Annotated in this window: 13 protein-coding genes; 8 read left to right on the forward strand and 5 right to left on the reverse strand. The window is 70.1% G+C overall.

The window, feature by feature from the left end; genetic code table 11:
- The first annotated feature begins 185 nt into the window (after positions 1–185).
- The 3 genes from IEY95_RS36670 to IEY95_RS36680 all read left to right on the forward strand — a co-directional run bounded on the left by IEY95_RS36670 (position 186) and on the right by IEY95_RS36680 (position 3,858).
- Complete coding sequence (locus IEY95_RS36670) at positions 186–1,457, forward strand: sensor histidine kinase (RefSeq protein WP_189190517.1); 1,272 nt, start codon at positions 186–188, stop codon at positions 1,455–1,457.
- Complete coding sequence (locus tag IEY95_RS36675) at positions 1,442–2,098, forward strand: LuxR C-terminal-related transcriptional regulator (RefSeq protein ID WP_189190518.1); 657 nt, start codon at positions 1,442–1,444, stop codon at positions 2,096–2,098. Before IEY95_RS36670 ends, IEY95_RS36675 begins: the two co-directional genes overlap by 16 nt.
- 212 nt (positions 2,099–2,310) lie before the next feature.
- Positions 2,311–3,858 carry a DUF1996 domain-containing protein gene (locus IEY95_RS36680; RefSeq protein ID WP_189190519.1) on the forward strand — a complete coding sequence of 516 codons (1,548 nt, stop codon included), beginning with the start codon at positions 2,311–2,313 and terminating at the stop codon, positions 3,856–3,858.
- Between the two features lie 83 nt (positions 3,859–3,941).
- Here IEY95_RS36680 and IEY95_RS36685 read toward each other — a convergent pair whose 3' ends face one another.
- Positions 3,942–4,400, reverse strand: a complete 459-nt coding sequence (locus IEY95_RS36685) for a hypothetical protein (RefSeq protein WP_189190520.1) — start codon at positions 4,398–4,400, stop codon at positions 3,942–3,944.
- Positions 4,401–4,505: 105 nt separating this feature from the next.
- Here IEY95_RS36685 and IEY95_RS36690 point away from each other — a divergent pair, with 105 nt between their 5' ends.
- Positions 4,506–5,057 carry a tetratricopeptide repeat protein gene (locus IEY95_RS36690; RefSeq protein ID WP_189190521.1) on the forward strand — a complete coding sequence of 184 codons (552 nt, stop codon included), beginning with the start codon at positions 4,506–4,508 and terminating at the stop codon, positions 5,055–5,057.
- A 48-nt stretch (positions 5,058–5,105) separates the two neighbouring features.
- On the forward strand, positions 5,106–7,037 hold the full coding sequence (locus IEY95_RS36695; RefSeq protein ID WP_189190522.1) for a hypothetical protein: 1,932 nt from the start codon (positions 5,106–5,108) through the stop codon (positions 7,035–7,037).
- 27 nt (positions 7,038–7,064) lie between these two features.
- Here the strand turns inward: IEY95_RS36695 and IEY95_RS36700 are convergent, their stop codons facing one another.
- The gene (locus IEY95_RS36700) at positions 7,065–8,573 is read right to left on the reverse strand and encodes an FG-GAP-like repeat-containing protein (protein ID WP_189190523.1); all 1,509 of its coding nucleotides are present in this window, start codon (positions 8,571–8,573) and stop codon (positions 7,065–7,067) included.
- A gap of 254 nt (positions 8,574–8,827) precedes the next feature.
- On the opposite strand from IEY95_RS36700, the gene IEY95_RS36705 reads away from it, so the two are divergent.
- The 3 genes from IEY95_RS36705 to IEY95_RS36715 are packed head-to-tail and all read left to right on the forward strand — an operon-like array spanning position 8,828 to position 11,543.
- Positions 8,828–9,733 carry a metal-dependent hydrolase gene (locus tag IEY95_RS36705; RefSeq protein WP_189190524.1) on the forward strand — a complete coding sequence of 302 codons (906 nt, stop codon included), beginning with the start codon at positions 8,828–8,830 and terminating at the stop codon, positions 9,731–9,733.
- A complete protein-coding gene (locus IEY95_RS36710) occupies positions 9,733–10,785 on the forward strand; it encodes a PDR/VanB family oxidoreductase (RefSeq protein ID WP_189190525.1) in 1,053 nt (350 codons plus the stop codon). The genes IEY95_RS36705 and IEY95_RS36710 overlap by 1 nt, the downstream gene beginning before the upstream one ends.
- 56 nt (positions 10,786–10,841) lie before the next feature.
- Entirely contained in the window at positions 10,842–11,543 is a 702-nt protein-coding gene (locus IEY95_RS36715) for a TetR/AcrR family transcriptional regulator (RefSeq protein ID WP_189190526.1), read from the forward strand.
- Positions 11,544–11,723: 180 nt separating this feature from the next.
- Here the strand turns inward: IEY95_RS36715 and IEY95_RS36720 are convergent, their stop codons facing one another.
- The 3 genes from IEY95_RS36720 to pulA form a co-directional block, all read right to left on the reverse strand.
- Positions 11,724–12,077, reverse strand: a complete 354-nt coding sequence (locus tag IEY95_RS36720) for a 5-carboxymethyl-2-hydroxymuconate Delta-isomerase (protein WP_189190527.1) — start codon at positions 12,075–12,077, stop codon at positions 11,724–11,726.
- Between the two features lie 28 nt (positions 12,078–12,105).
- Complete coding sequence (locus IEY95_RS36725; RefSeq protein WP_189190528.1) at positions 12,106–13,713, reverse strand: fused response regulator/phosphatase; 1,608 nt, start codon at positions 13,711–13,713, stop codon at positions 12,106–12,108.
- Positions 13,714–13,790: 77 nt separating this feature from the next.
- Positions 13,791–19,184 carry a pullulanase-type alpha-1,6-glucosidase gene (gene pulA, locus IEY95_RS36730; RefSeq protein ID WP_189190620.1) on the reverse strand — a complete coding sequence of 1,798 codons (5,394 nt, stop codon included), beginning with the start codon at positions 19,182–19,184 and terminating at the stop codon, positions 13,791–13,793.
- Positions 19,185–19,320: the final 136 nt, after the last annotated feature.

Here is a 19,320-nt window from a genome sequence, read left to right on the forward strand (position 1 = left end):
CCAAAAGATTGCGCAGTTCCCCGCGCCTCTAAAAGGGGCGTGGGGAACTGCGGGTACGGGACGGGTAGGGGCGGAGGGGCGAACAAGACTCGCCGGACCGGCAGTCGGAGGTGTTGTTGGCACCACCTTCCGCCGGGGTGACCGGCCCAGTGACCCGGGCAGGCGGGTCGGTGAGACTGAGGGGTATGGAGACGGAGAGCGGTGGGGTTCGGCGGCGAGGGCGGGAGGCCGTCGTGGCCGGGGTGCGGGGGCTCGGGCTCGCCGTGCTGGGGCTGGCCGGGTCGATCACCCTGTTCGTGCTGGCCGTCGTGTCGATCGCCCTTGTGCCGCTCGGCGCGGGGATCGTCACGACCCCCTGGGTGCTGAATGGTGTGCGGGCCTTCGCGAACGCGCGGCGGATTGTCGCCGCGCAGTGGTGTGGGGTGAGGATTCCGGCCGTGTACCGGCCGGTCCCCGAGGGCGCCAACCCCTGGACGCGGTGTTTCGGGATGCTCTCGGACCCCGCCACCTGGCGGGACCTGGGCTGGCTGCTGGTCGACATGACCGCCGGTTTCGTCACCGCGGTGCTGCCCGCCGCGCTGGTCTTCTACCCGGTGGAGGGATTCGCGCTCGCCCTGGGCCTGTGGCGGGTCTTCACGGACGGCACGTATGTCGGGTGGTGGTACGGCTTCGTCCCGGTCTCGGGGCAGGGTTCCGCCCTCCTCGCGGGCGCCCTCGGCGCCGTACTCCTCGTCGGCGCCTACCACCTCTCCCCGGCCCTGCTGCGTCTGCACTTCCTGCTCACCCGCTCGGTGCTCGCCTCCGGGCAGGGCGAACTCGCCGAACGGGTACGCGTGCTGACGGAGACCCGGCGCGACGCCGTCGACACCTCGGCGGCCGAACTGCGGCGCATCGAGCGGGACTTGCACGACGGCGCGCAGGCGCGGCTCGTCGCGATGGGCATGGATCTCGGGACCGTCGAGGCGTTGATCGAGAAGGACCCGGCGAAGGCGAAGGAGCTGCTCGCCCAGGCCCGGCAGTCCTCCGCCGACGCGCTCACCGAGCTGCGCGATCTCGTCCGGGGCATCCATCCGCCCGTGCTCGCGGAGCGCGGACTCGGCGATGCCGTACGGGCGTTGGCGCTGCGGCTGCCCCTCGCGACCGAGGTGGACGTCAGCCTCCACGGCCGAGCCGAGGCGCCCGTCGAGTCCGCCGCGTACTTCGCCGTCAGTGAGGTGCTGACCAACGCGGTCAAGCACTCCGGCGCCGACCGCGTCTGGGTCGATGTGCACCACGCGGACGGCATGCTGCGTATCGCGGTCACCGACAACGGCAAGGGCGGCACGCGGATCGGCGCGGGCTCGGGCCTGGCCGGAATCGAGCGGCGACTCGGTACATTCGACGGCGTCCTGGCCGTCAGCAGCCCCGCGGGCGGTCCCACCATGGTCACCATGGAGATCCCTTGCGTGTTGTCCTAGCCGAAGACCTGTTCCTGCTGCGCGACGGACTGGTCCGGATGCTCCAGGCGTACGACTTCGAGATCGCCGCGGCCGTCGAGAGCGGGCCCGAACTCAGCCGGGCGCTGGCCGAGTTGGAGCCGGACGTGGCCGTGGTCGACGTACGGCTGCCGCCCTCGCACACGGACGAGGGACTGCAGTGCGCGCTGGAGGCCCGGCGCAACCGGCCCGGGCTGCCGGTGCTCGTGCTGTCGCAGCACGTGGAGCAGTTGTACGCGCGAGAGCTGCTCGCCGACGGCACGGGCGGGGTCGGCTATCTGCTCAAGGACCGGGTGTTCGACGCGGAGCAGTTCATCGACGCGGTGCGACGGGTCGCGGCGGGCGGTACGGCGATGGACCCGCAGGTCATCCAGCAGCTGCTGTCGCGGCGCTCCACCGTCGACCAGCCGCTCGGGCGGCTCACCCCGCGCGAGCTCGAGGTGCTCGAACTGATGGCGCAGGGACGGTCGAACGTGGCGATCGCCGCCCAACTCGTGGTCACGGAGCGGGCGATCGCGAAGCACACCTCCAACATCTTCGCCAAGCTGGGCCTGGAGGTCTCGGACGACGACAACCGACGCGTCCTCGCGGTGCTCGCCTATTTGGATCAGGACGCCCGCTGAATTTCAGTCAAAAAGCGTCGCCAAACCTGAATTGGAAGATCAACTCCCGGAGAAACGCGGGCTTCTGGGCCCATTGTGTCGGAATTGACCTCATGAACTTCTAAGTTTTTCCGAGGTTTCTGAACACCTCACGCGCCCCGTGCGTATGGAATGGCGCCGCTTCACTCCTGTCGGGCGCCTCGATGCCCCCGCAAGGAAGTCAGAGGAGTTCCATGGGACGCAACATACGAAAACGCCGTTCGCCGCTGGCCGTTCGCGCCGTTGCAGCGTCGGCAGCTCTCGCGATCGGCGGGGGCGGGCTGATCTGGGCGAATTTCTACGCCTCGGCACACGAGGAGAACAATTCTCCCAACACCACGAAGGCCGCCTCCGCCCAAGTCGCCACGATCAGCTGCCCCGATGTCGGGCAGAAGCTTTCCGACGTGCCGAATCAGGCCCGCACGGAGGTCGACGGCGAGCTCGCCACGCTCGACCAGCAGATCACCGACGCGTACCAGCGCCTGGCGACCACGCGGGACGCACAGGCCAGGGACGCCAGTTTCGTCCAGAACTCCGTGCTCGGACCGCTCAAGGACCGGCGCGCGGCGATCATCGACCGGATCCAGCTGGAGATCACCCGGGTCGGCGGCACCGCACCGGACTCGCTGGACGGTCTCGCCACCTGTACCGGGACCACCGCCGACCAGACCCAGACCAACGCGGGCGGCGGCTGGAACAACAACGGTGGCCAGAACAACGGCGGCGCCTCGGCCAGCGCGGCCCCGAGCGCGTCGGCGAGCCAGCCGGCCGGCAACGGCGGCCAGCAGAACGGCGGTCAGCAGGCCGGAAATGGCGGTCAGGCCGGAAACGGTCCCGTCGCCGCGGACTTCGTGGACATCACGAAGGTCCAGCCGAATGTCGCCCAGAAAGCCCGGACCCGGGCCGGTGGCTCGTCCGGCACGTTCACGACCTTGTGCGGTGTGAACGCCAACAAGAAGTTCAACACCGACAACGTGATCGTGGCGCCCGGCGTGACCAACGGTGCGCACCACCTGCACGACTACGTCGGCAACCAGTCGAACGACGCGTTCGCCAACAACGACACGTTCGCGGCGGCCCAGACCAGCTGCCAGAACCAGGGCGACAAGTCGTCGTACTACTGGCCTGTGGTCCGTATCCAGAACGGTACGCAGGACTTCGACCAGAACAACGACGGCGGTGGCAAGGAAGGCAACGTCGGCGCGATCCAGCAGGTCAAGCAGGCGCAGATCAAGTTCGTCGGTAACCCGAAGAGCAAGGTCGTCGCGATGCCGAAGTTCCTGCGGATCATCACCGGTGACGCGAAGACCACGACCAATGGCCTCGCGAACGCCAACGCCCACTGGAGCTGCACCGGCTTCGAGAACAAGGTGCAGCTGACGACGCAGTACCCGATCTGCCCCCAGGGCAGCAGCGTGGTGCGCACGTTCAAGTTCCAGAGCTGCTGGGACGGCCAGAACATCGACAGCGCGAACCACCGTACGCACGTGGCCTTCGCCGACGCCCAGGGCAACTGCGCCAATGGCTTCAAGGCGATCCCGCAGCTGACGATGCGCCTGGTGTACAACGTGCCGGCGCCGACCATCCAGAACGGGCAGGTCAAGAACGCCTACGCCGTGGACGGCTTCCCGGAGCAGCTCCACAAGCCCGCGACCGACCACGACGACTTCATCAACGTCTTCGACGAGAACACGATGAACAAGGTGGTCAGCTGCATCAACAACGGCCAGCGCTGCAAGTGACCCACTGAGAAGGCCGGTGGCGGGATCTCCCGTCACCGGCCTTCGTCACTGCCGCGGGAGCAAGGCCCCCAAGTCCTGCGCGGTCAGCCGCTGTGGTGACCGGAGTGCGCGGTCTCGGTTCCCCCACCACCGCTACTCCCCGAGTGGTGCGAGGCCCCCTCCTCCAAGGTCCCGCCGAGCTGGCCGCGCAGCGTCGTGACCATCTTCTGGTCTCCCACAGCGACCCACTTGGCGCCGACGAGGTACGAACCGCCGTAGTCCTTGGCCCCGTTGAGCCACTCGCGCTGGCCGCGGTCGGTGGCGAAGGTCGCCAGGATGAACTTGCCGTCGCTCACCTTGCAGACGCCCTGGCGGATCTCGTCGGCGTCCGTCTGGATGTCCGGCTTGCACTTCACCTCGGCCGCCAGGTCCTCCAGGCTGCCGGTCGCGGTGGCCGGAACCTTGTCCTCGGTGGCCGCCTTGTCGCCCGATCCGCCGCAGCCGGTCAGCGCCAGCAGGGCCACGGTCGCCCCGGCCAGAAGCTTCTCGCGTGTCAACCTCATACGTACCTCCGGTACCTGTCGGCGCTCACGCCGATAAGAGCCCCGGCGGGGACTCTGCCTTCGATACGGCTCCCGGGCGCCCCGTGCTCAACCGACCGCCGCTCCATGGGGCAAAGCCGGTGCTACCAGGGGCACAGGTGTGCGAGGGTGTCCCCCGTGAACGAAGACTGGGAAGAGCGTACGGCGGCCGCCTGGGCCACGTTCGACGACTATGCGGAAGCCGACGCGGCCGACTTCCGGGCGGTGATCGACGCGCTGGTGGCGGAGCTGCCCGCCGACAGCCCTCTCGGACCGTTCGAACAGGCCTGCGCCTGGGACTCGACGGGCCACTCGGACAGGGCCGTGCCCCTGTACCGGGAGGCGCTCGCACGCGGTCTCAGCGGCTACAAGGGCCGGCGCGCCAAGATCCAGCTCTCCAGCTCGCTGCGGAACATCGGACAGGCGGACGAAGGAGTCAAGCTCCTCACCCCGGAACTCGACGCGCCCTCCGACGAGTTGGACGACGCGGTACGCGGCTGTCTCGCGCTCTGCCTCTCCAGTCTGGGCCGCGACCGGGAGGGCCTCTCCCTCGTCCTCGGCGCCCTCGCGCCCCATCTGCCGCGCTACCAGCGGTCGATGGCGAACTACGCGCGACTGCTCGTGGAGCCCGAGGACTGACTCCCCGGGGGCAGGTGACCAACCGCCGATTCGCTCGTTTTGCTGAACGTGCAGTCACAGGATGTAGCCCCGCGCCCCGCACGCCCTTCAGGACCCGTCGTAGACGTCGAGCAGGCCGAGGCCGCGCTCGTCGAGCACTATCCGCGGCTCGTCCGGCTCGCCTATCTGGTGCTGCCGCCGAGCCTCGGCCGCAACCGCCGGGTGCTGACCGCACACGCCCTCACCCAGCGCGCGCTGCCCCGGGGCCGCACGTCGGGTGACGCGTCGGTCATCCCGGCCCAGCAGACGGGCGGCGGCCGCGACGGCGACCCGGGCTACGCCTTCGTACGGCTCCACGTGGTGCGTACGGCCCTGGAGGCGGGCCTGCCGCTGAGGCGGCGGGCGTGGCCCAAGCGGTCCCAGCTGCCGCCGCTGCTACCTCAGGTGTGGGGTCTCAGGCTCTTCCCGCGCTCCGGCGGTGCCGACGAGCTCGCCCTGGACCAGCGGCTGTCCGCGCTCTCCGCGCCCGCCCGAGCCGCGTATGTGCTGCGTGGTCTGGAGAAGCTGTCCGACGACGACACGGGGAAGGTCCTGACGGCGGCGGGGGTCGAGGACCCGCGTGCGGCGCTCGTCGAGGCCAGTGGTGTCGAGCCACGCGACGCCCTCCTCAACTCCCCGGAGTTCGACCCCTGTTCCCTGCACGCCCGGCCCACCGACCTGATGCGGCGCAGGCAGCACATGAAGGCCGCGCTCGCCGCCGGCGCGGCCGTGGCCGTATGCGGCGCGCTGCTCGGCCTGCCCGGCGACGGGTGGGGCCCGGACGGCGCCGCGGCACCCTCGTACGCGCGGAATCCGGCAGCCGAAGCCGCCCTGAACCCGGCGAAGTTGACGAGGGTGGCCGGTACGGCCTGGGAGTCGTCCGCGCGCACCGACTTCTCCGTGTGGCCGGCCCGCGGGAATCTCGTCCAGGACACCGCACTGCTGCGCCGTGCCCTCGCCGTATGGGCACGGCCCGGTGAGGCCGTGCAGGTCTCGGCGACGCCCGGCACCCCGTCGGGCGCCCCGCCCGGACCGCCGCAGCTGCTGTACGCGGGCGACATCGACCAGGCACGTGTGGTGCTCCTCTACGACGGTCTGCGCATCGCGCGATACGCCGAACCGAAGGACGGCACGAGCGGGGCGGCCTTCGACTTCGCGCGCGTCGACGGGGCGGCCGGGGCCGAGGCGGACGCGGTGGTCCTGGACCGGGCCGACAGCAACGTCCGCTATCTGACGGCTCCTTGGGTGACCAAGGCCGCGGAGCGGGATCTGCTGAAGCCGTCCTCCGGAGCGATGGACCTCACCCTCTCGGCCGACGGCGTCACCTCCCCGCTGGCCGGCCCGGCCCAGCAGACCGGCTCCTGCACCTCGTGGAACGTGCTCCAGCTGAAGGACGAATCGGGCACTCATCTGATGACCGACCTCGGCGAACTGACCCCGGCCCACCTCACCGCGGGCCGCCCCTCGGCACCCCACGAGACGTCCGGCGCCGAGGCCCTGCGCAGCTGGTCGCCCTTCGCCTGCTCCCTCGCCTCCGTACGCTCACAGGGCGTGCGGTCGGTGAACGCCTGGCAGTACGCCGAGCAGCCGCTGCCCGACGCGAGCGGCAGCGCGGAGTGGGTCTGCACCCGGGCCGACACCTGGCGGGGCGGCGGCACACGGGTGCTCGCCCAGTTCCACACCCCGGGCAGCGCGTACGGGGCGGTCGCCGCGAAGGCCGAGAACTCCCCCGCGTGCGGCTCGCGCGATCCCCACGTACTGGCCGGGGTGCTGTGGAAGTCGGCGGCGGGGTCCTGGTACCTGCTGGCGGCGGGCAGCCAGGACACCGACGCGATCCGGGCGACGGGCGGGGCGCGCGGGGCGTCCCAGGGCAACCTGCTGGCCGTACGGACCAAGCAGGGCGTACAGGCGGGCCTCAAGGGGACGCTGAGCGACGGCAGGTCGATCGGCGCGCTGCGGTAGGCGCGTCCCCTCGGGCCCGGTGGCCCGTCAGCGGTTGAAGGACTGGCCCAGGTACAGGTCGGCATCCCCCGGCAGGCCGAGGCCGGTCGGGGAGAAGGCCTTGGACCCGGTGGCCGTGGTGCCCGTGGCACTGCCCGGGAGCATCCACAGGCCGCCGGTGTGCGCGCTGATCCCGGTCGCGTCGACCCCGTTGACGCCGATCAGCGTGTCGGTGCGGCCGTCGCCGTTGACGTCGGTGGCCTTGATGCCCGCCCCGAAGCCGCCGTACTGAAGGGCGGAACCCGGCACGCCCGAGGTGTTCTGCGTGAACGCGGTCGCGCCGCGCCCGGTCACACCATCGGGGCCGCCGGGCAGCACTGTCACCTTGCCGGCGTCGGTGAGATGGCTGTGGTTCTCGTTGGGACTGGCGGCGATCACGTCCGGGTAGCCGTCCCCGTTGACGTCGGCGACGGCGAGCTGCGCGCCGAAGTTGTCGACGCCCGCGTCGGAGTTCGTGTCGGGTACACCGGGCGTGTCCTGGTCGATGTGCAGCGGCTTACGGGTCGGGTCCTGGCCGTTCGCACCGCCGTAGACGACGAGGAACTCGCCCTTGTGGTCCACCATGAACGGCTGCGGGACGATCACGTCGTCGTGCCCGTCCTTGTCGATGTCGCCGGTGACCAGGCGCTCGCCCTGACGGTGGTACAGCTGCGCGCCGGAGGAGTTCTTCAGGTACCCGATGTCCGTGAATCCGTCGACGCCGCCGCGCAGTACGTGGATCTTGTCCGTGTTGCCCAGCGTCATGGTGTCCCAGGACACCAGCAGGTCGGTGACGCCGTCACCGGTCAGGTCGCCCGGGGCCAGCATGACGTCCGCGGAGGAGGGCAGGCCGGTGAGCCCCAGCGGCTTGCGGGAGGCGGGCGTGCCGGTGCGGTCGATCGGGCCGAAGAGCACCGATCCGGCCTCGCCCCCGTGGCCGTAGCCGACGGCCAGGTCCCGCTTGCCGTCGCCGTTGAAGTCGCCGGACGCGAGGTCCTGGCCGGCCAGCAGGCTCTGGACCGCGGGGGTGCCGAGCTCGACCGTGGTGGCGCCGTGGTACGTCAGGCCGTCCGGTCCGCCCCAGATCATCGTCACCTGACCGACGTTGGACCAGGAGGTGCCGCCGGCGCTGTAGTCCTCGCCGTACGCCGAGACAGCCAGGTCGGCATAGCCGTCGCCGTCGAAGTCGCCGGTCGTGGTGGCGTGGCCGAACCAGTCCGTGGACTCGGCGGTGCCGGGCACTCCGGCGGTGTTCTGGGTGATCAGCTTGCGATGGCTGCTGCTGAGGCCGCTCGCCGAGCCGTAGAGCACCATGACCGCGCCGCTCTTGTTGCGCGTCAGCGGTGAGTGGAAGGGCAGGTTGAGGACGACGTCGCCGTAGCCGTCGCCGTTGAAGTCGTCCACGAGCCGCTTGGCGGGCGCCGCCGCGGCGGCGTGGGCGGAGGTCGCCGCGAGGCCGCCGGCGGCCAGGGCGGCCGTTGCGGCGCAGGCAAGGACACGTCTGAGGGGCAGGTGCACCGAAGGGTCTCCCGTTGTGTTCGTGCGGGTTGGCGCGTAGGTGACCCGTGTGTCGTGGATTTGGTTGTACGGAATCCATTGGTCCGTCCATGCCTCCCGCCTCCGCGTGCGGCGCTGCGTCCACTGCTGCGTCCGTCGCTGCGTCCACCTCTGCGTCCGTCCCCCGTGGGCGTCCCCTTGCCCCTCACGGCGCGCTCCGAGTCCGTCTCTGCACAAGGGTTCCCCACGGACTTACTCGTCAGTACATTGACGGTATGTCTAACAAGCAGACCCGGCTGCCCCGGCCGGTCGAGTCCGAGCGGGTGGCGCTCAAGGCGCGGAAGGTGTCGTTCTCCTGGGAGGACACGCCGCTGCACTGGGTGCCGGGGGATCCCTTCGCCACGCACACCATCAATGTGCTGCATCTGCTGCTGCCGGCCGGTGAGCGCTGGTTCGTGCATGTGTACAAGCAGGTGCTGCCCTACATCCGGGACGAGCGGCTGCGCGAGGACGTCATCGGATTCATCGGCCAGGAGGCCATGCACTCGCAGGCGCACGACGAGGTACTCCCCCACCTCAAGGAACTCGGCCTGGACCCGACGCCGTACACCGCCCAGGTCGACTGGTTCTTCGAGAAGCTGCTCGGCGACCGCACGCTGCCGCCGGGCAAGGCCCGCAAGTGGTGGCTGATGGAGCGGGTCGCCATCATCGCGGCCATCGAGCACTACACCGCCTTCCTCGGCAACTGGGTGCTGAACGCCGAGGAGTTGGACCGGCGCGGCGCCGACCCGACCATGCTGGACCTGCTGCGCTGGCACGGCGCGGAGGAGGTCGAGCACCGGTCCGTGGCGTTCGAGCTGTTCATGCACGTCGACGGAAGCTACCGACGGCGCGCGCGGACCTGGGCGACCGCGTTCACGGCGCTGGTCTTCCTGTGGCAGCGCGGAGCGCGGTTCTTCATGGAGAACGACCCGACGCTGGCGGCGGGCAGGGCGCGCTTCAAGGACTTCTACGTGAGCGGGAAGCAGGGCGTGCTGCCTGCGACCGGGGACATGCTCAAGTCGATCCCCCGCTATCTCAGCCGCGCCTACCACCCGTCCCAGGAAGGGTCGACCGAGCAGGCCCTCGCCTATCTCGCCTCGTCCCCCGCGGCGACGGCGGCGGACCGGAGGGTGGCCTGATGCCCCGGCTGCGGACCGTCGTGGCCGTCGCCGGTGCGGCCCTGCTCGTCCGGCGCGCCATGCGCCGCCGGATCGAGGCCTCACCGCTGTGGCCGCTGCCCGCGCTGGAGAACCCCATCTCCGGCCGGCCGCGTTCCCGGGCACTGCGCCTGCTGGTCACCCGGCACGAGCGGGTCGCCGCCGGGGTCGTACAACTGCGCCTGGAGGGGCGGGACCTGCCGGGCTGGGAGCCGGGCGCGCATCTCGATCTGGTGCTGCCGTCGGGGCTCGTACGGCAGTACTCGCTGTGCGGGGACCCGGAGGACACCTCGTCGTACACCGTCGCGACCCGGCTGGTCGAGGACGGGCGGGGCGGCTCGCGCGAGGTCCACGAGCAGCTCCGGGAGGGCATGGAGGTCGAGGTGCGCGGGCCGCGCAATCGGTTCGCCCTGGTGGACGCTCCCGCGTACGTCTTCGTGGCCGGCGGCATCGGGATCACGCCGATCCTGCCGATGCTGCGAGCCGCCCAGCAGAACGGCGCGGACTGGCGGCTGTTGTACGGCGGGCGCACGAGGGACTCGATGCCGTTCCTGGAGGAGATCGAGAAGCTTCCCGGCGGCACGGCCACCGTCGTCGCCGAGGACGAGGACGGACGGCCGGACCTCGACGCGCTGTTGGCGGACGTTCCCGAGGGCACGGCGGTCTACTGCTGTGGTCCGGAAGGGCTGATGGAGGCGGTCGGGGACCGTGTCCCGGACTCGGCGACACTCCACGTGGAGCGTTTTTCACCCCATACGTCGAGCGAGGGCAACGGCGCGTTCGAGGTCGAACTGCGCCGCAGCGGACGCACGGTGACCGTTCCCGCCGACTCCACCGTGCTCGCCGCCGTACGCGCGGAGTTGCCGGGCACCGTCTACTCCTGTGAGCAGGGATTCTGCGGAACCTGCCAGCAGCGGGTGCTGGAAGGGGAGATCGAGCACCGGGACGAGCTGCTGACGGATGCGGAGCGTGCCGACTCGATGCTGATCTGCGTTTCGCGGGCACGCGGTGAGCGAATTGTGTTGGACATGTGAACACCCGTGGCCGGACCGGCCCGTTCCGGGCCGGATCCGATCGGTAAGGTGTTCTTATGACAACCGGGGTACGCCGCAGGATGGGTGTCGACGAGCGGCGGCAGCAGTTGATCGGCGTCGCCCTCGAACTGTTCAGCCGACGCTCGCCCGACGAGGTCTCCATCGACGAAATAGCCTCGGCCGCGGGCATCTCGCGGCCGTTGGTCTACCACTACTTTCCCGGCAAAATCAGCCTGTACGAGGCGGCCTTGCAGCGCGCGTCGGACGATCTCGCGAGCCGCTTCGTGGAGCCCCCGGAAGGCCCGCTGGGGGCGCGGCTGCTGCGGGTGATGCGCCGGTTCTTCGACTTCGTGGACGACCACGGGCCCGGTTTCGCCGCACTGATGCGGGGCGGCCCGGCCGTCGGCTCGTCCACCACCAACGCGCTGGTCGACGGCGTACGGCAGGCCGCATACCTCCAGATGCTCTCGCATCTCAAGATCGAGGACCCTCCCGCCCGCCTGGAGCTGGTGATCCGCTCCTGGATCTCGCTCGTCGAGTCGACGGCGCTGATCTGGCTGGACGGGCGGCGGATTCCGCGCGCCGAGCTGGAGGTGCAGCTCGTGCACGACTTCGCGGCACTGGCGGCGGTGAGCGCCGCCTACGACCAGGAGATGGCCGAGGTGCTGCGCCAAGGGCTCAAGGACGAGCCGGGCGAGGGGCCGTTCAGCGACCTCGTCGTCCGGCTCGTCGCACTGGCGTCGCCACCGGCGGTGTAGCCGCTAGGTCCTGTCGTCACATTCCCGTCGTCCGCCCGGAGGGCGGGCCCTGCGGCGTCAGGTGCGTGCTCTCGGCGTGCCGGGCACAGGCCCTCGTACTGGATGTACTTGGGTCTGTGCCCGGTGCGGCGAGAGTGCGTGCATGGCGTCGCGGGGCAGACGGGAATTTGACGACAGGGCCTAGTGCTCGTACTTGCGGTACGACGGGTCGAGATCGCGGACCTCGGCGGACACATGCAGCGCGAGCCCGTCGGCGGGCTCGATGAACTTGCGCAGCAGCTCCAACGCGGACTCCGTGAGCCGCGCCTTGGTCTCGTCGGTGCGGCCGGCGAGCAGGGCGATCGTGACGTTGACGATCGCCTGCCCGTCCACCTCCGCTCCCACCACGTCGTCCTCGGTCCGCAGGGTCCGCGTCTTGCACGCCTCCAGCCGCGCGGCCGCGGTCTCCACGATCACGGGGTGCAGCTCGAGCGCGAAGCCGCGCCAGTCGACGTGGTCGAGCTCCGAGGAGAACTCGACGGTGATCTGCGGCATGGGAACTCCTGTTCTCGGGGTCTCCCGATCACCCTAACCGCAGCGCCAGCAGGGCGATGTCGTCCTCCCTGTCCCGGCCGAAGCAGTCCAGCAGGGTGTCGCAGAGGGCGGCCGTGCCGGGCGGGGCGGCGGCCCCGGCGGTGCGGAGCTGCTCCAGGGAGACCTCCAGGTCCGTGCCGCGGGTCTCGATGAGACCGTCGGTGACCATGAGGAGCCGGTCCGTGGGCGCCAGGGCGACTTCGGTGGGCGGCGGGCGGTCCAGGCCGAGGCCGAGCAGCGGGCCGTGGGCCTCGACGTAGTCGGCCGTGCCGTCGTCGCCCACGATCAGCGGCGGGAGGTGGCCCGCGTTGGCGATCCGGGCCCGCCCGCTCGCCGGATCGACGAGGGCCACACAGACCGTGGCCGTGGCGTCGGGGTGGTACTCCTGCAGCATCCGGTCGAGCCGCCGGGCCAGTACCCCGGGGTCGCAGTCCTCGACGCAGTAGGCGCGCAGCGCGTGCCGGATCTCGACCATCACGGTGGCCGCCTCGAGGGAGTGACCGACGACGTCGCCGACCGCGGTGAGCACCCCGGCCGAGGTGCGCAGGGCCGCATAGAAGTCGCCGCCGATCTCGGCCTGCCGGGAGGCGGGCACATAGCGGACCACGAGCTCGACGCCCGGCATCGCGGGCAACTCCTGGGGCAGGAAGCTGTGTTGGAGGGTCAGCGCGACATGGCGTTCGGCCTGGTACATGAGCAGCGGCTCGGCCGCCAGCGCGGTGGCACGGGCGAGCCGGGCCACCAGGGTGTCGGCCTCCGGCGCCGCGTCGCGATCGGCGCGCGCGGGCGTGGCGAGGCACACCGGTGTCCTGCCGTCCTGGGTCCGGGCCAGCACGAGGCGCGCGTCCTCGGACACGCCGGGCCGGAAGAAGCCCCCGGGCCACAGAGGGGCGGGTACGACGGTACGGCGCACTCCGGTGTGCCCGGCCGTGGCGTGCCGGATCAGCCGGGCCACGGCCTCGTGCGCGCCGCGGTCCGGCAGCGCCGCCCGCACCCTGTTCCGGGACATTCCGCGGTACAGCTCGCCGTCCTCGGCCAGGACGAACACGGCGGCGGGCGAGCCGGTGAGCCGGGCGGTGCCCTCGGCCGCGGCGTCGGCGAGTTCCCTCATGCAGCGCGCCGTCTGCACGGACGCGATCGTCTCCGACAGCAGTGTCAGCCGTCGTACCAGCGTCTCGGCGCCCGTGCGCATCCTGGCTGCGCGCACCGCGGCCCGTACGACCGCCTGGATCTCCTCGGGTTCCGCGGGCACCGCCAAGTAGGCCTCGCCGCCCGCGTCCAGACCCCGGCAGCGGTCTGCGGGACCCGCGGACACGGCGGAGAAGTGCACCACGGGCAGGGCGGCCGTGGGCGGCTGCGCCTTGAGCCTGCGGCACAGCTCGAAGCCGTTCATGTCCGGGAGCCCGACGTCCACCAGTGCCAGGTCGGGCAGGACGCCCGCGCGCAGCCGTTCGTCGAGTTCGACGAGCGCCTCACCCGCGCTGGCCACGGGAATGACGCTGTGCCCGGCGCGGCTGAGCAACGCGCCCAGCGCATAGCGGTTGGCCGCCGTGTCGTCGACCAGCATCACGGTGGACTCGGTGTCGTTGCCGTCCATACGCACAGACCCTCGGGGCACGGGTGGTGGGGGCGGTCCGGGGTGTCCGGACCTACCCCCACCAAGCTAGTGCGCCCTCACGGGGTCCGGGTGAAAACCGCGACCGTACGACCCGGAACGGCGAAGGTGCCGGATTTCTCCGCGTAGGACGAGGACTTGACGGTAGAGTCCGCGCCCGACGCCTGCACCGGATGCAGCGCGTACGCCGTCCCGGCCAGGGCTCCGATCGTCTGCTCCTGCTTCTGGGGCGTCGCGTTGAAGACGACGACCAGGTCGCCGAGCTCCATCGTGATCACCCCGGGTATCTCGTTCTTCCCCGACAGGGGGAAGGAGAGCTTCGACTGCACCTGGTCGGCCGTGCCGAGCCCGAAGACACTCTCGGTCGAACGGATCTTCAGCAGTTCCTGGTACGCGGCCGAGGCGCCCTCGATCTGGTCGCAGCCCACCGTGACCGAGGTCAACAGCGGTGTGGCGTAAGGCCACTTGGACTTGTTGTCGGCCGCCATCGGCAGCCCCCGCCCGAAGCCGTTGCCGTCCTGGCAGTTCCAGTGGATGGCGTTGAACCAGTCGCCGCTGTCGTACGAGTTGCGGTCGAGCGACTTGGAGCGCAGCAGATCGGAGCCGGCCTGCGACAGGGACGGGCCCTGCGAGAGGGTGGCCGTCGCCATGGCGAGGACCTGCATCCGGGCCCGGTCGCCCGCGCTCGTCGCGGCGGGCAGCTTGTAGGTGAGCGCGTCGTACAGCGACTCGTTGTCGTGCGCGTCGGCGTACGCGAGAGCGTCACCGGGCGCGTCCGCATAGCCGGCGGGCTGGCCGTTGTAGTCGACCTCGGAGCCCTTGACCTCCTTGCCGTCGGAGTCGGTGAAGTGATACTTCGCGAGGTTGCCGGTCAGGCCGACCTTGATGAGGTCCTGGTAGTGCAGGAGCCTCGCCTTCTGCTCCGCCGATGTTCCGTTGGCGGTCGAGGAGTTGGGGTCGGTGTAGAGGCCGGACGCGAAGCCCTGGATGCCCGGGTCGCTGTCGAACGGGCCGCCTCCGCGTACGGCGTCGCGCGCCCGGTCGGAGAAGGTCGCGATCCCGGTCCCCGCCATGTTCTTCTGGGTGGCCTGCACGAAGCGGGCGTCGTCGGCGACCTCGCCGAAGTTCCAGCCCTCGCCGTACAGGATGATCTTCTTGCCGTCGACGCCGTCCTTGTCGAGCGTCAGCGCGTCGAGGGCCTTCCTGACCGCCAGGATGTTGGCCTTGGGGTGGTGGCCCATGAGGTCGAATCGGAAGCCGTCGACCTTGTACTCCTTGGCCCAGGTGACGATCGAGTCCACGACCAGCTTGCCCATCATGGCGTTCTCGGTCGCGGTGTTGGCGCAGCAGGTGGAGGTGGCCACACTGCCGTCGGCAAGAAGGCGCTGGTAGTAGCCGGGCACCACCTTGTCGAGCACGCTCGTGTCGGCCTGGCCGCTCGCCGCGGTGTGGTTGTAGACCACGTCCATGACGACCCGCAGACCGTCCTCGTTCAGCGACTTGACCATCTCGCGGAACTCGACCGTGCGCCCGGTGCCGTCGGGGTCGGTCGCGTACGAGCCTTCCGGCACCGTGTAGTGGTACGGGTCGTAGCCCCAGTTGTACGCGTCCTTCGCGGCGGCCTTGGAGACGCACTCCTGCTGCTTCTCGGAGTCGGCCGCGTACGAGGCGAGGTCGCAGTCGGTGGTCGTCCGGTCGGCCTTCTTCTCGGGGATCGTCGCGATGTCGAACGCGGGCAGCAGGTGCACGTACGACGTACCGGACTTGGCCAGCTGCCTCAGGTGCCGGGAGCCGTCGCTGTCCTTGTCGGTGAAGGCGAGGTAGGTGCCCTCGTCCTTCGCGGGAACGGTCTTGTCCGCCACCGAGAAGTCCCGGATGTGCAGCTCCTGGATCTGGGCGTCCTTCAGCGCCACGGCCTTGGGCTTCTTCAGGTTCGACCAGCCGTGCGGGGCGAGGGACTTGGCGTCGAGGTCGACGACCAGGCTGCGCTTCGAGTCGGCGGTCAGGGCGACCGAGTACGGGTCGGTGACCTTGTTGGTGACGAGCTTCTGGACGGTCGGCGCCCACACCTTCACGACATACCGGTAGGGCTTGTTCGTCCAGGACTTCGTGCCGGTGACGGACCAGAGCCCGGTGGTGGCGTTCCGCTTCATCGCGACCGTGGAGCCGTCGAGGTCCAGGCTCACCGATTGCGCGGTGGGCGCCCAGACGGACAGCGTGGGACGGCCGTTGTGGAAGGTCGGGCCGAGCTTCGCCTTCGTCGCGTCGTAGAGGTCGTCCAGGACGCCGGCGATCTGGACGCCCGTGGCCGCCAGTACCGCGCCGTTGGCGGCCAGTTGCGAGGCGACGACCTGACCGCTCAGTGCCTCGCGCACCCGGTCGCGGTCGCGCGGGTCGACGGACCAGGCGGTGTACGACTTCAGGTGCGGGAACTTCTCCTTCTGGGCGTCGGTGAGGCTGGTCCTGGTCAGCCGCAGCCAGCGCTCGTCGTCGCTGGTCAGCGTTCCGTCCTTGACGGCGATCGAGCCGTCGTGGGAGTAGCGGAGCTGGGTGGAGACGGCCGCGTCGGAGCCGTTCCAGGCGACCGTGTCCTTGTCGATCCAGACCGCCTTGGAGGTGGTCGGATCGAGCGCGGCAGCGCTGCCCGCGGGCTGCGGGAGCAGGTACTTCTCCTGGCCGTTCAACAGCCACACCTCGTAGCCGGCCGCCGAGAGGTCGAGCGACTGGTCGGTGGAGAGGTCCTTCTCGTCGCCCTTGTGGACGATGTAGCTGAGGCTGGTGGCGCCCTCGGCGAGTGGCACCTCGAAGACGGCGCCATAGGCGTCGGTCTTCACCGGCTCCAGGGGCTTCGACCAGTCCGTGGGCGTCGCGGCGCCCGTCCAGACGTGCAGTCCCCAGCCGGTGTAGTCGCCGTCGGCGCGGTGGTAGTGGATGACGGCCTTGGTCTTGTCCTGCGCCGGGTAGTCGGGCCGCTGGGTCTGTACGGCCTCCTTGCCCTGCTCGACCCAGACCTCGCCGGTCTTGGTGACGTCGATCGTCCGGTCGGCGGAGACGTCCTTGTTGCCGTCCTTGTCGATGACGAGGAAGCCGACACTGGAGGCGCCCGGCTTCAACTTCACGTAGGCGAAGGCCCCGTAGGCGTCGCGGCCGATGAAGTCGTGGCCCGCGGGCCAGGTCGTCGACTCACCGTCGGCGAGGTCGCCCCAGGCGTAGAGCCGCCAGTCGGTGTAGTCGCCGTCGGTGCGCTGGTAGTGGACGATCGCGTAGTCGCGCGAGGAGGCCGTCGGGACCTCTTCGGCGGGCGGGGTGCCGGTCGTCGAGGTGGCTGTCGCGCTCGCCGTGCGCCCGGCCGAGTCGATCACCACCGCCTTGTAGCGCAGGGCGGTTCCGGCCGGTACGTCCTTGCCGATGACCTGGGTGACCTTGTACGGGGCGTGGTCGGCGGAGCCGAGGGTCCGCCACTTTCCGTTGCCGACCTGGGCGGCGAAGACGACACGGTTGAGCTGACCGCCGGCGACGTCGGCGCTCGGTTCGACGGTGCCAGTGGCTCCCTCGGCCGGGGCCTTCAGGGTCAGCGACGGCTTCGCGGCCGGGACGCCGAGTCTGCCCGCCGCCTTGAGGACGATCGCCGAACCGGCCGGGACGGTGACCGTCAGCTTCGTGTCGGCGTCACTCGTCGCGGTGGACGACGTCCCGTGGATCCCATGGAACTTCATGGTCGCCGAGCCGGTCGCGAACGTGGCCGTTTTCGCCTCGTCGGCGTTGTTCACCGCGACCACGTACTCGGTGCCGGTGCGCGCGTCCGTACGGGAGAAGGCGTACACGCCCGCACCGTCCGCCGCGTAGCGCTCCGTCTGGACGCCGTCCGCGAGGGCCGGGTTGTCCTTGCGGAGCTTGGAGAGAGCGGCGATCTCCTTGTAGAGCGGTGCACTCGTGTCGTAGGCGTCGCTCGCGTGCGTGCGGTCGGTGCCGATCTCGTCGTCGTCGAGGTAGTCGGCGACCTTGGAGGCGAACATCGTCTGCCGGGCGTCCTTGTCGCCGCCGGAGCCGGTGAAGCCCTGCTCGTCGCCGTAGTAGACGACGGGGTTGCCGCGGCTGAGGAACATCAGCTCGTTGGCGAGCCGGTCCTTCTTCAGCAGCTCGGCGTCGGTCGCCTTCGGGTTGTCCTGGTTCAGGAAGTACCCGATGCGGCCCATGTCGTGGTTGCCGAGGAAGGTGACCTGCTCGTACGCGTTGGCCTTGTCCGTCGTGTACGTGTAGTCGTCACCGAAGACCGCCGCGAGCTTCTTGGCGCTGCCGCCCTGGGAGGCGTACGAGCGTGCCGCGTCCTGGAAGGGGAAGTCGAGCGTGGCGTCGAGGCGGCCCTGGGTCACGTACGGCGACGTGATCGCCGTGTCGGCGGAGTAGACCTCGCCGAACATGAAGAAGTCCTTGCGCCCGTGCTGGGCCGCGTACTTGTCGAGGGCGGTCGCCCACTGTGTCCAGAACTCCATGTCGACGTGCTTCACGGTGTCGATCCGGAAGCCGTCGATACCGAAGTCCCCGACCCACTTCTCGTAGATCTTCTCCATCCCGCTGACGACCTCGGGACGCTCGGTCCACAGGTCGTCGAGGCCGGAGAAGTCGCCGTTCGTGGAGCTCTCGCCGGCGAAGGTGGAGTCACCGCGGTTGTGGTACATCGTCGGGTCGTTGAGCCACGACGGGACCTTGGCGTTCTTCTTCGCGGCCGGCACGGTCGGCGTGCGGGGGAAGGAGTCGGCGTCCACCGCCGGGAACGAGGCGCGGCCGTCCGCGTAGTCGGCGTCGTCGAAGGGCACGCCGTCCTTGGTCAGATACGGGAAGGCGCCCTTGGAGAGGTAGTCGTAGGACTTCTCCTCGTAGTCGACGACATCGGCCGTGTGGTTGGTGATGACGTCGAAGAAGACCTTCATGCCCTTGGCGTGGGCCTTGGAGATCAGCGTCTGAAGGTCCTTGTTGGTGCCGAAGTGCGGGTCGACCTGGGTGAAGTCGGTGATCCAGTAGCCGTGGTAGCCGGCCGAGGCGTCCTTGCCGGTGCCCTGCACGGGCTGGTTCTTGAAGATCGGCGCCATCCAGATGGCGGTGGTGCCGAGTCCCTTGATGTAGTCGAGCTTCCGGGTCAGGCCCTTGAGGTCGCCGCCCTGGTAGAAGCCCTTGTCGGTGGGGTCGTAGCCGGTCGACAGGCGCGAACCGGTCAGGCCGCCCTCGTCGTTGGACGTGTCGCCGTTGGCGAAGCGGTCCGGCATCACGAAGTAGAACTGCTCGCGGGTGTCGTCGTGCCGCGACGGCTCGGCGGCGAGCTTCGCGTCGGACGGGGGTGCGGGCGGGGTGTCGGCCCGCGCGGCGAGGGGCTGCGCAAGCGATACGGCCAGAGCGGCGGCGAGGACGGCTGCGCGCAGCTTGTGACGGCGGCGCGCCGGCCCTCTCGGTATCAGGTCCACAGGTGTGAACTCCTAGCGATTACGGCGTATTCGGGTCCGACCCCGCGCTGCGTTTCGGCCTCGGTGCCGAACGCCCGCGTGACCGTATCGCTCACGCAAGGTTTACAGCAAGAGTCTTGCAATGTGCGGC

It is taken from the genome of Streptomyces albiflavescens, from assembly GCF_014645835.1.
Classification (GTDB): domain Bacteria; phylum Actinomycetota; class Actinomycetes; order Streptomycetales; family Streptomycetaceae; genus Streptomyces; species Streptomyces albiflavescens.

Coding starts and splice junctions, on each gene's coding strand:
- IEY95_RS36670 (WP_189190517.1), top strand. CDS start 186: ATGGAGACGGAGAGCGGTGGGGTTCGGCGGCGAGGGCGGGAGGCCGTC.
- IEY95_RS36680 (WP_189190519.1), top strand. CDS start 2,311: ATGGGACGCAACATACGAAAACGCCGTTCGCCGCTGGCCGTTCGCGCC.
- IEY95_RS36685 (WP_189190520.1), bottom strand. CDS start 4,400: ATGAGGTTGACACGCGAGAAGCTTCTGGCCGGGGCGACCGTGGCCCTG.
- IEY95_RS36690 (WP_189190521.1), top strand. CDS start 4,506: ATGGGGCAAAGCCGGTGCTACCAGGGGCACAGGTGTGCGAGGGTGTCC.
- IEY95_RS36705 (WP_189190524.1), top strand. CDS start 8,828: ATGTCTAACAAGCAGACCCGGCTGCCCCGGCCGGTCGAGTCCGAGCGG.
- IEY95_RS36710 (WP_189190525.1), top strand. CDS start 9,733: ATGCCCCGGCTGCGGACCGTCGTGGCCGTCGCCGGTGCGGCCCTGCTC.
- IEY95_RS36715 (WP_189190526.1), top strand. CDS start 10,842: ATGACAACCGGGGTACGCCGCAGGATGGGTGTCGACGAGCGGCGGCAG.
- IEY95_RS36720 (WP_189190527.1), bottom strand. CDS start 12,077: ATGCCGCAGATCACCGTCGAGTTCTCCTCGGAGCTCGACCACGTCGAC.
- IEY95_RS36725 (WP_189190528.1), bottom strand. CDS start 13,713: ATGGACGGCAACGACACCGAGTCCACCGTGATGCTGGTCGACGACACG.